At 44.4% G+C, this 11,961-nt stretch carries 10 protein-coding genes; 5 read left to right on the top strand and 5 right to left on the bottom strand.

The genetic code is table 11. From position 1 onward, the window contains the following. Positions 1 to 120: 120 nt before the first annotated feature. The 4 genes from H8A87_RS05955 to lolB form a co-directional block, all read right to left on the bottom strand. Positions 121 to 2,073, bottom strand: coding sequence for an autotransporter outer membrane beta-barrel domain-containing protein (locus H8A87_RS05955; protein WP_198689071.1), 1,953 nt, complete (start codon positions 2,071 to 2,073; stop codon positions 121 to 123). A 624-nt stretch (positions 2,074 to 2,697) separates the two neighbouring features. After that, complete coding sequence (gene prs / locus H8A87_RS05950) at positions 2,698 to 3,645, bottom strand: ribose-phosphate diphosphokinase (RefSeq protein WP_139837481.1); 948 nt, start codon at positions 3,643 to 3,645, stop codon at positions 2,698 to 2,700. 59 nt (positions 3,646 to 3,704) lie between these two features. After that, positions 3,705 to 4,610: a 4-(cytidine 5'-diphospho)-2-C-methyl-D-erythritol kinase gene (gene ispE / locus H8A87_RS05945; RefSeq protein WP_198689070.1), complete on the bottom strand. Its 906-nt coding sequence runs from the start codon at positions 4,608 to 4,610 to the stop codon at positions 3,705 to 3,707. Beyond that, on the bottom strand, positions 4,610 to 5,227 hold the full coding sequence (gene lolB, locus H8A87_RS05940) for a lipoprotein insertase outer membrane protein LolB (RefSeq protein ID WP_198689069.1): 618 nt from the start codon (positions 5,225 to 5,227) through the stop codon (positions 4,610 to 4,612). The genes ispE and lolB overlap by 1 nt, the downstream gene beginning before the upstream one ends. Before the next feature lie 333 nt (positions 5,228 to 5,560). Between lolB and hemA the strand changes: the two genes are divergently transcribed. The 5 genes from hemA (at position 5,561) to kdsA (ending at position 10,534) form a co-directional block, all read left to right on the top strand. Beyond that, complete coding sequence (gene hemA, locus H8A87_RS05935; RefSeq protein WP_198689068.1) at positions 5,561 to 6,823, top strand: glutamyl-tRNA reductase; 1,263 nt, start codon at positions 5,561 to 5,563, stop codon at positions 6,821 to 6,823. 30 nt (positions 6,824 to 6,853) lie between these two features. Then, positions 6,854 to 7,936, top strand: a complete 1,083-nt coding sequence (gene prfA / locus H8A87_RS05930; RefSeq protein WP_198689067.1) for a peptide chain release factor 1 — start codon at positions 6,854 to 6,856, stop codon at positions 7,934 to 7,936. Next, positions 7,936 to 8,796, top strand: coding sequence for a peptide chain release factor N(5)-glutamine methyltransferase (gene prmC / locus H8A87_RS05925; protein ID WP_198689066.1), 861 nt, complete (start codon positions 7,936 to 7,938; stop codon positions 8,794 to 8,796). The genes prfA and prmC overlap by 1 nt, the downstream gene beginning before the upstream one ends. Further along, positions 8,780 to 9,589: an invasion regulator SirB1 gene (gene sirB1, locus H8A87_RS05920; protein WP_198689065.1), complete on the top strand. Its 810-nt coding sequence runs from the start codon at positions 8,780 to 8,782 to the stop codon at positions 9,587 to 9,589. Before prmC ends, sirB1 begins: the two co-directional genes overlap by 17 nt. Before the next feature lie 90 nt (positions 9,590 to 9,679). Then, the gene (kdsA, locus tag H8A87_RS05915) at positions 9,680 to 10,534 is read left to right on the top strand and encodes a 3-deoxy-8-phosphooctulonate synthase (RefSeq protein ID WP_198689064.1); all 855 of its coding nucleotides are present in this window, start codon (positions 9,680 to 9,682) and stop codon (positions 10,532 to 10,534) included. A gap of 130 nt (positions 10,535 to 10,664) precedes the next feature. On the opposite strand, the gene H8A87_RS05910 is transcribed toward kdsA, so the two are convergent. Further along, complete coding sequence (locus H8A87_RS05910; RefSeq protein ID WP_198689063.1) at positions 10,665 to 11,957, bottom strand: MSMEG_0569 family flavin-dependent oxidoreductase; 1,293 nt, start codon at positions 11,955 to 11,957, stop codon at positions 10,665 to 10,667. Positions 11,958 to 11,961 lie beyond the last annotated feature (4 nt).

Here is an 11,961-nt window from a genome sequence, read left to right as displayed (position 1 = left end):
GAATGGCGAAAAAACAAAAACGCAAGACAGTGATATTCATTGTCTTGCGTTTCTGATTGGGTGTTCTTGTTCTATTTCTGTTTTTCGATAGCTTATTTATATCGATTTATTTATACAGCATTAGAAGCTGGCGTTGATACCTAAACTGAAATTGTAGTTAGGATCTTGAGCACTGCCGTCATTACGGGTAACTGAAACAAAACCACGCACATTATTGATCAGGTTCGCGTTCACACCGACAGTATATTGACGCCAGTTAGTGCTCTGTTTGCCACTTTCCCGCGCAAAGGAAGTTTTGGTGGAATTAATGGCACCGCGCAGTTTATAGCTTGTATCACCAAATTGGTGATTGAATTGGACAGAGGCGTAAGGATTGAAACGGCCCAGATTAGTATCTACACGCCAACCCAGTGTTCCAACTTTGGAAGTGTAGTCTTGGGCACCAAAATGCATGGAGGTGTTATTGTTGCCGGATTCACGATAGCCGTCGATATCACCTTTATCCCAAGCATATTGAACGATTGGGCTGGTGGTCAGGTAGTTGGTGACAGGAATGTCCCAACCTGCGGTAATACGAGTTCCCCACTGTTTACCTGTGGTAGCGCCTGTTTCCCTGCGTGTGGCTTGACCAAGCTGGATGGTACGGGTCAGGCTGTCATAATTGGTGCGTGAATAATGGAAATCACCACTCAGCCAGCCGTTATTGTAATAGTTCCACAGTGCATAAGCTGTCAGAACATGACCACGCCCTTCATAAGAGAAGTTAGTGGTTGGAGAGCGCTCCTCCTTGTAGTTAGAGTACATCGCACCTAACAGCAGGTTATCTACTAACTGGTAATCACCACCCAGCGTGAAGGTTTTGTCCTGATTGCCGGTATAACCACCGAAGACACTGATTTTGCCCTGATCATTGCCGCCATTGCGCAGTTGTTGCAGGTGACCATCAAGGGAAGAGAGGGCACTTTTAACTGGCGCACGGTTGACTTGGTTAAGGGTCATTACCTGTGATGGTGCATCGTGGATGGAGGTAACGTATTGACTCGAAATCTGATGCGTTAACGGAGTTGGGTGGAAATTATCAGAGAATAAAAAATTTTTATCATCCGTAAATCCTGGGTCTTTGGAGGAACATTTATCGGCCTCTTCTCCTTGTGCACAGGCATAACCTAACGTATTTTGAATACCGTAAATCAGAGGATTGGAGATCACTTCAAGCAGCAGCCCATTGATATCAGCACGTAAGATATTGCCGTTGCTTTGGCTGATTTTTTCGTCTACCGAGTTGTTATAGAGATCGGTGAGATCTGAAGCGCTTTTGCTGGCTTTATCGTAAGCAGCATTAAGCATTTTCTCAATTTGCTCTGCTGGGATTTTGGAGCCGTCTTCTTCTGCTTGTTTCGCTAATTCATGAAAAACTTTTTGGATACCCTGATTACGATAAATATCATTGGGGATAGTTTCTTGGTTAATCTTTGTATGAATTTTTTGTAGAGCACCTATAATTTCTAGTTGAGGGGTACCAACTTTTTCTAATGCACCATAAATTATAGTTTCCAATAACTTAGGAGTGGTACCAACATCAGGAACGGTAGGAGCAATAATTAGCCCAGCCCCCGCTTTGACAAGCTGATTGATCTGTTCTGCGGCTGCGTTGGCACTGGTTGTAACAACGCCAAGTGGGTCTTTTTCATTTGGATCTAAAGCTGCGGCAAGATCGTTACCACCAATCCAGTGAATATATACACTGTTAGAATCTGCACGGTTGTTATGGGAATTCAGGTAGTTGTCTACCTGCTCTTGCGTATTATTCTCACCTTTATTGGCAGTAGCACCACCGTAAGCGTAATTAGTACCACCATCATTGGATGCTTTTAAATCACTGCCAGTAAGTTGCTTCGAAAGGTATTCATCATATAACTGACTTGTAGCTCCATCTGTCGTATATCTTCCTTTATTCCCAACATCACTCAGGCTATCACCAAAGACATACATCTTGTCATAAGCATTGGCAGTAGAAATGGCATTGATTGAAAGCGCTAATAGTGCAGGTGTGAATAAAAATGCCTTTTTCATCGGCACTCTCCTTAAAAGTGGTTTTTTTATTGATCAACATATCGTCTTTTAATGAAAAGCATCCGGCGGCCTCCCCTTATAATGAAGTTGGAGGTGCTGATTTAAATAATGCTCCCACTGGATTCAGGCTGAAAGAAGCCATAACCTTAGTTTTAGATATCGATAGTCTATTACATTAGTAATATTTATTTTTTTAGATTGGAAATAATATTTCCTGTTGATATTGTTTTGTGGCGTCAGAAGTAAAAATCTGCCGCCATCGACCGTTTCACAGGTTAGCAGCAACTTTTTAATGACACCAGTATTGTTGAGCTTTTGGCAACTGGACGTACCAGATGAATTGTTGTATTTTCGGAATACAGTTCTTTTCTTATGTTTATAAATTTACTGGATTATTATTTTGATAAGGCTTGAGGTTAACTTGATAATTAATTGATATAATTAATTGTTTTAGGTGATTTAAGATTTATAAGAGTTATAGTTTATAATGAAAATATTAGTTAATCTTGTTAAATAAACAGAAAAACCCCGTTACTTCGAATGTAGTAACGGGGTTTTCCAGACAATGATTTATTTAATCACTTGAATAAGTTTGCGCTTAATATTTACGCTAAATCTTAAACATTAGTGCTCAAACATAGCAGAGATTGACTCTTCATTGCTGATACGGCGAATAGCTTCAGCAAGCATGCCAGACAGTGTCAGAGTGCGAACTTTGTTCAACGCCTTGATCTCATCAGACAGAGGAATTGTGTCACAGACAATAAATTCATCGATCACTGAGTTCTTGATGTTTTCCACTGCATTACCAGAGAAGATAGGGTGGGTTGCATAAGCAAACACCCGCTTCGCTCCGCGCTCTTTTAATGCCTCAGCCGCTTTGCACAGTGTGCCACCTGTATCGATCATGTCATCTACCAGAACGCAATCACGACCAGCAACATCACCAATGATATGCATAACTTGAGAAACGTTTGCACGTGGGCGACGTTTATCAATGATAGCCATATCCGTATCGTTCAGCAGCTTGGCAATCGCACGGGCACGAACAACACCACCGATGTCTGGAGAGACAACAATCGGATTTTCCAGATCTTGCTGGAGCATATCTTCCAGAAGAATTGGGCTACCAAATACATTATCAACCGGAACATCAAAGAAGCCTTGGATCTGCTCGGCATGCAGGTCAACGGTGAGGACACGGTCTACACCCACGCTGGACAAAAAGTCTGCGACGACCTTAGCAGTGATAGGCACTCGCGCTGAACGGACACGACGATCCTGACGGGCATAACCGAAGTAAGGAATCACTGCGGTAATACGACCAGCAGAAGCGCGACGTAGAGCATCAACCATCACGACTAATTCCATCAGGTTATCGTTGGTTGGTGCACAGGTGGACTGGATGATGAAAACATCACCACCGCGTACATTTTCATTGATTTGAACACTGACTTCACCATCGCTAAAACGACCGACGGCAGCGTCTCCCAGGCTAGTGTACAGGCGGTTGGCAACACGTTGTGCTAGTTCAGGTGTGGCATTACCAGCAAAAAGCTTCATATCGGGCACGAGAAAAACCTCAGGCTTGCGTCCAGAGAGATATTGTTGACCAATCAAACAAACATTGCTCATTGGTTCAATAACACGGTTATCCCAGAGCGGAATGTATGCAATGGAGAAATGTTAACACCACGCGCAACAAAGCCCTGCATCCACTCTGGGGCTTGATTTAACACCTTACGGGCCGATGCTTCTGATTCGAACTCGCCGAAAACACATGCACCGGTTCCGGTCAGGCGTGACGGGGCATATTCTAACAGCCATAAAAGAAGCTGTTCAACCTCACGAAAACGTTTTCTTGCGATTGGTTCACAATCATTTGTGAATGGTGCCTTTAATAATGCGGGTAGAGCACGAATTGGAGAATTTCTTTTTAATTCAGGATCTGTGAAGATCGTCGGGGTTGATATCTCAATTCCGGGGTGGGCAACCAGAAACCATTTTTCTTTCGGTGAGGCTGGTTGAAGTTTTTCCCCAATACCTTCGGCAAAAGCAGCGTGGCCTTTGATAAATACAGGAACGTCTGCTCCAAGGCTGACACCAAGTTGCGCCAGTTCGTCATCAGATAAGTTGGCTTGCCAGTGGTGGTTTAAGGCAATTAATACCGTTGCAGCATTGGAAGAACCTCCTCCCAAACCGCCGCCCATCGGCAGACATTTATCAATGCGAATATCTGCCCCCAAATATTCGGTTCCGGATTGAGACACCTCCCGGTGGTTCTGTAATGGGCGTTTTTGTAATAAATGATCTCGCAATAATCGGGCCGCGCGTACGATCAAATTATCATCGTGGGCTACACCTGCAACGGGGGTCAGCAGGTGGATTTGATTATCCTTACGGGGCGTAATGGTGATTTCATCGCCATAGTCCAGAAATTGGAACAGCGTTTGCAGCTCATGGTAGCCATCGGGACGTTGGCCTGTGATATACAAAAATAAATTCAATTTTGCCGGAGAGGGCCAAGTTAAAGTCATTATTGAGTCGTCCAGTTATCCATTTTTAATTTTATGCGGTTATTTCCTTGGGTGATTTCCAGGCGATTGGGTAAAGCAGGAGTCGTTGAGGTATCGTACCCCTGATAATTTACCTGCCAAATTTCACCATTTTTTGGGTCACTCACGGATTTAAGCAGGTAATTTGCATCCAGCTGGAAATCTTTGGCATTACCGGGTAAACCGATAATCCAATGTTTCAGGTTATCCAGAGGGATATTCATATTAGTAAGCTGGTAAATTAAGGATTCAGGATCATCACTGAGATATTTTTTACCGTTATTGTCAGTGAGCTGTATCATATTCGGTTTGACAAATAATTCTAATTCTGTTGTACCCAGTGGATTTAGCAGCAGTAATTTATAATTATCCTGCGAATATTGTTGCCAGAAAAAGCGGGCATACACTTTTTTTTCATTTGCCAGATAAGCGAAAGAACCTCGGGTCTGGTAATGCTCCAGCGTTTGCAGTTGCTGTTCACGGGCATGCCATTGTGGGGTATCCGCTGATCCGGTGCCCGTGGGGGGCTGTGTGACTGTACAAGCAGTCAATAAAACACCGGAGAGGGGAAGCAAACGAAAAAACGAAGACATTTTCATACGGTAACCCTTGGCAATAGGAGAGTTTGAAACTTGAATACTATTAGCTTGAATAATACTAGCTTGAGTAATACGAGCTTGAATAATATTGGCTTGAAGGCTCTTGGGTATAGGATGTGCCATCCAATTCTATAATTAAGAAGCTAATTTAGCGAAAATTTGGCAATAATTCTCGAATAAATTGCAGCGGAACCGTCCGATTGGCTTTTATTGAACTGATGCATCAAGTAAAATGCTCGGCCAATGAGAGTCCTTATGAAGGGTGTGAGTTTATGAGAATAATTCTTAATATCATCATGAATTTGATCCTTGTGATAACTCAACGCAGTTAAGATGACTTTATTAGCACTCGGTATCAACCATAAAACAGCGCCTGTTTCTTTACGTGAGCGGGTGGCCTTTTCTCCTGACACGATAGGGCTTGCGCTTGATAACTTGCTCCAGCAACCGTTGGTGCGAGGCGGCGTTGTGCTGTCAACTTGCAACCGTACGGAGCTCTATCTCAGTGTTGAACAGCAGGATAATTTTAAAGAACAGTTAATTAATTGGCTATGTGGATATCATCAGCTTAATCCTGATGATCTGGAAGAAAGCCTCTATTGGCATTTGGATAATGAAGCAGTCAGCCACTTGATGCGAGTAGCGAGCGGCTTGGATTCTCTTGTATTGGGAGAACCGCAGATATTAGGGCAGGTGAAAAAAGCATTCGCCGAGTCGCAAAATTATCAGTCTTTATCGGGTGAGCTGGAACGCCTGTTCCAAAAATCTTTCTCGGTGGCGAAGCGAGTCAGAACAGAAACTGAGATTGGTGCAAATGCCGTTTCTGTGGCGTTTGCCGCTTGTACGCTTGCCCGGCAAATTTTCGAATCTCTTTCTCAATTGAGCATCCTGTTGGTGGGAGCAGGGGAAACGATTGAACTGGTGGCTCGTCACCTCAAGGAGCATGGTGTGCGTCAAATGATGATCGCCAATCGCACAAGAGATAGGGCGCAGAAGCTTGCCAGTGAAGTCAATGCGGAAGTCATTTCCCTGCCGGACATCGATACCCGATTGGCTGAAGCCGATATTGTGATCAGTTCTACCGCCAGCCCATTACCGATTATTGGTAAAGGCATGGTCGAACGGGCGTTGAAATTACGTCGCAACCAGCCGATGCTGTTGATCGACATTGCCGTTCCCCGTGATATTGAGCCGGATGTTGAAAAATTGAGCGATGTCTATTTGTATAGCGTGGACGATTTACAGGCCATTATTCAGAAGAACCTTGCTCAACGTAAAGCTGCTGCGGTTGTTGCGGAAAACATTGTGCAACAAGAAAGCATCCATTTCATGGATTGGTTGCGTTCTCAGGGGGCGGTTAATACAATTCGCGAATATCGAGAACAAGCAGAGAAAATCAGAGCTGAGATGACGGCAAAAGCATTGATGTCCATAAGGCAGGGTGCGGATGCTGAACAGATCATCAACCAATTGACTCACCAATTGACGAATCGTCTGATCCATACACCAACTAAATCTCTCCAACAGGCTGCCAGTGATGGTGATTTGGAACGCCTGAATCTATTACGGGACAGCCTTGGGCTGGATCATAACTAACCCTATTCTAAATAAGGTCTGATATTACGAATGAAGCCTTCTATTGTCGCTAAATTGGAAGCATTACAAGAACGCCATGAAGAAGTTTTGGTTCACCTCGGTGATGCTGAAGTGATCGCTGCGCAAGAGCGTTTCCGTGCATTATCAAAGGAATATGCTCAACTTACCGATGTGACTAACTGTTTTAAAGCTTGGAAAAGCGTTCAGGATGATATTGAAACAGCTGAGATGATGCTTGATGATCCCGAAATGCGGGAAATGGCGCAGGAAGAACTCAAAGCCGCAAAAATTCGTAATGAAGAGTTGGAACAGCAACTACAACTGCTGTTATTACCAAAAGATCCGGACGATGAGCGTAGCTGTTTCCTTGAAGTTCGTGCAGGAACCGGTGGTGATGAGGCTGCGATATTTGCCGGGGATTTATTCCGCATGTATAGCCGTTATGCAGAATCGCGCCGCTGGAAAGTTGAGATCATGAGCGCCAATGAGGGCGAACATGGTGGATATAAAGAAGTGATTGCCAGAGTTTCTGGTGATCAAGTTTATGGTCATCTGAAGTTTGAATCAGGCGGTCATCGTGTTCAGCGTGTGCCGGAAACAGAATCTCAGGGGCGTATTCACACTTCTGCCTGTACTGTGGCTATTCTGCCGGAAATCCCAGAAGCGGAATTACCGGAAATCAGCCCCGGCGATTTGAAAATTGATACGTTTCGCTCTTCCGGTGCTGGTGGGCAGCACGTCAATACCACTGACTCAGCAATTCGAATTACCCATCTTCCAACGGGCATTGTCGTAGAATGCCAGGACGAGCGCTCCCAGCATAAAAACAAGGCAAAAGCGATGTCTGTGCTTGCTGCGCGCATTCGTGCTGCTGAAATGCGAAAACGTCAGGAAGCGGAGGCTTCTGAGCGCCGCAATTTGCTCGGCACTGGCGACCGTTCAGATCGCAACCGTACCTATAATTTTCCACAGGGACGAGTTACCGATCACCGTATCAACTTAACGTTATACCGTCTTGAAGAAGTGATGGAAGGTAAACTGGATATGCTTATCCAGCCTATCGTTACCGAATATCAGGCCGATCAATTATCCGCATTGTCAGAGCAGGATTGATGAATTTTCAATATTGGCTCCAGCATGCAGCTATGCAGTTGACCGAAAGTGACAGCCCCAAGCGTGATGCAGAAATCCTGTTGCAATACGTGACAGGGCGTTCCCGCACTTATTTAATCGCATTCAATGAAACACTAATCTCATTGGAAGAAGTCCGTCAGCTTGATGCTTTGCTGGCTCGTCGCATTCAGGGAGAGCCGATCGCTTATATTGTGGGCGAGCGTGAATTTTGGTCGCTGCCTTTTGCAGTATCGCCCGCGACCTTGATCCCACGTCCCGATACGGAATGTCTGGTTGAAAAAGCTTTGGAATTGTTGCCTGATTTACCGGCACAGATTCTGGATCTTGGTACGGGAACCGGTGCAATTGCATTGGCGCTGGCAAGTGAGCGACATGATTGCCATGTAACAGGGGTAGATATTAACTCTGATGCGGTGGTATTGGCGAAACACAATGCTGAAAGAAACGCGGAAAGATTGTCTTTTCACAATGTGAATTTTTTGCAAAGTGAGTGGTTTTCTGCGGTGGTCGGTCGACAATTTGATATGATTGTCAGTAATCCTCCGTATATTGATGAGCTTGATCCTCATCTGCGTGAAGGAGATGTCAGGTTTGAACCGGCCACCGCATTGATTGCCGCACAAAATGGCATGGCAGATTTGCAGACAATTGTGGCGCAGGCTCGCCACTTCCTGTTACCAAACGGGTGGCTATTATTGGAACATGGCTGGAAACAGGGAATCGTTGTCAGAAACCTTTTTTTGGAGAAAGGTTATCAACAGATAGCGACTTTTCAAGATTATGGTGGTAACGAACGTATCACGGTAGGTCGATGGAATAAAAATGAAACCCATAGTTAATTATGAATTCAATAGTACTCCCCTGATTGACGGTATTATTCTAGTAACACAGGCCATTCGTCCTGATTTTCCTCAAATGTTGGTGACTGAACAGCTAGCTGCATTGGTTGAAGAAGCCCAGCAGAAGTTGTCCTCTATTACCGACACAAAAGTAAAATTGCAGTCATTGTTGACACTTTTTTATCGAGAATGGAAGTTCGGCGGAGCAAATGGGGTGTACTGTTTGTCTGATACCCTGTGGCTGGATAGTGTTCTGCATTCACGCCAAGGTGCGCCCGTAGCGCTCGGAACCGTATTCACACATATTGCTCAGGCGCTGGCTTTGCCAATACAGCCTGTCATATTCCCGACACAGCTAATCTTACGGATTGATTTGGTTGATGAACCAACATGGTTTATTAATCCCATGAATGGCGATACGCTCAACGAACATACACTTGATGTCTGGTTGAAAGGCAATATTGGCCCGACTGTTTGTCTGGAAAAGAGAGACCTACAGGAAGCGGATAACATCAGCATCGTACGTAAAGTTACCGACACTATTAAAGTTTCTTTGATGGAAGAGAAAAAGATGGAACTGGCGCTTAAAGCCAGTGAAATCGTGTTGATGTTTGACCCCGATGATCCGTATGAAATCCGTGACCGGGGGCTGATTTATGCACAGCTTGATTGCAATCATATCGCTGTCTCGGATCTGAGTTATTTTGTGGAGCACTGCCCTGAGGACCCTATCTCAGAAATGATAAAAATGCAGATTAACTCCATTGAGCAGAGACGGATCATTCTTCATTGAACCTCGTCATAAGACGAAATTTCTCTGCTTCTCATTTATTTTTTATGGATACAGCAAATTTATTTGCCCTTAACAAGAGAAGGTATAAGCATGCAACAGAAAGTGGTTAATATTGGTGACATCAAGGTCGCAAATGATCTGCCTTTTGTACTGTTTGGTGGTATGAATGTCCTTGAGTCACGGGATTTGGCCATGCGTATTTGTGAGCATTATGTGACCGTGACACAAAAACTGGGCATTCCTTATGTTTTCAAAGCGTCTTTTGATAAGGCTAACCGTTCTTCCATTCGTTCTTATCGTGGGCCGGGCTTAGAAGAAGGGATGAAAATCTTTCAAGAATTGAAGCAGACTTTTGGCGTGAAAATCATCACTGATGTGCATGAACCTGCGCAAGCCCAGCCTGTTGCAGATGTGGTTGATGTTATTCAGCTGCCTGCTTTCCTTGCTCGTCAGACTGATCTAGTTGAAGCGATGGCGAAAACAGGCGCAATCATTAACGTCAAAAAACCTCAGTTCGTCAGCCCAGGGCAAATGGGGAATATCGTTGAAAAATTCAAGGAAGGCGGCAACGATCAGGTGATCCTGTGTGACCGTGGCAGTAACTTTGGTTACGATAATCTGGTCGTTGATATGCTGGGTTTTGGTGTCATGCAACAGGCAACCGGTGGTTCACCTGTGATCTTCGACGTAACTCACGCATTGCAGTGCCGTGACCCATTGGGAGCTGCTTCCGGTGGTCGCCGTACACAAGTGTCTGAGCTGGCTCGTGCTGGTATGGCGGTAGGGATTGCGGGCCTGTTCCTTGAAGCCCATCCTGATCCAGAAAATGCAAAATGTGATGGCCCATCAGCATTGCCACTGGCAAAACTGGAACCATTCCTGATGCAGATGAAAGCTATCGATGATGTGGTGAAAAATTTCCCAGAGCTGGATACTAGCAAATAATCACTGAACCTGTCGGGTTTTCTTGATAATGCGGTTACAGGCAATCTGTCCAGTAACCGCTGATTTTTGTCAGCGCCTGCGCCCGCACGACATGAAACAGCATGTTGAGGCCAGAGTCTTACAATTATTGCTAAGTCATTTCTGCAACAATATGGATATTTTGCTGACTTATTTGTTGCTTAATATGCTGTGCCACATAGGCGGCATCCTGATCGATCCCCATAAAACGCCCGGAGCCCCATGTATATAACCATGGTAAACCAATAAACGTGACATCCGGATCAATGGTAATTCCACGGTCATGTTTTGGATAACCATTGGCTTGAAAAATATTTAAATCAATCCATGAATAATCTGGTCTAAAACCGATACACCAAATCACTGAAGTAATATTTTCTTCTGCTAAATCAATAGATGTGATTTCCTGCTCAGGCTGCCAAACAGGCTGATACACCGATGCAGGTTCATTGGTTGCAATACTGTTTTTATCTAAATACTCATCAATAGAAGCATTAATGCGATTATAAGTAGCATCAGCACGGTCTAGGTTTTCTGATAAATCGGGTCTAAACCAGAGTTGACCATCTTTAAAGTCATCAAAACGACCGAACAGTTGCATTCCTTCTAAGGCAAATTTACGCAGATCAATATCATGTCCACCATCACGCCCTGTGACATAGTGGTTGGTACTGTTACGTACTTCTTCACTATAACGATGATCTTTGACAGTAGTTTCGTAATAACCCATATCAAACAGCCATTTCACCACATCTTTACCGCGATAGAATCGAGCACAACGTGGGGCATCGCCTGTCGATAAGTAGACTTTTTTGCCTGTCAGATGTAAGTCTTCGGCAATCTGCGCACCAGACTGCCCTGATCCGACCACCAACACCGCACCTTCAGGCAGTTGATCGGCATTTAAATATTCTTCCGAATGCATCACTTTTATATGGTGAGGCAAGGCATCGCTTAGTTTGGGATAAATCGGGGTGTGATACCCACCTGCGGCGACCACAAGCTGTTTGGCTGTGGTTGTACCGTGATTGGTTTCAATGGCAAACTTATGTGCTGCCACTTTTTTCACCTGTTTTATCTGAATATTTAAGATGACAGGAGGATTGAGTTTTTCAATAAATTCATCCAGATATTCCACAATTTCATGCTTTTTCATAAAGCCGTCAGGATCTTGTCCTCGATAAGGATGTTCAGGCAATAGACACTGCCAGTTCGGAGTCACCAAGGTAAAATTATCCCAACGTTTACGGCGCCAGCTATGGGTCAACTCGGATTCTTTTTCCAACACCACATGGTCAATACCTGCTTTTTGCAAATAGTGGCTGATACATAAACCTGCCTGACCGCCACCAACAATCACCACATCATAATTTGGCTGTAATATTTGATTTTGGATATTTAACATGGAA

This window comes from Xenorhabdus lircayensis (genome assembly GCF_016306625.1).
GTDB classification, from domain to species: Bacteria; Pseudomonadota; Gammaproteobacteria; order Enterobacterales; family Enterobacteriaceae; genus Xenorhabdus; species Xenorhabdus lircayensis.
This window is presented reverse-complemented; position numbering and strand designations above follow the sequence as displayed.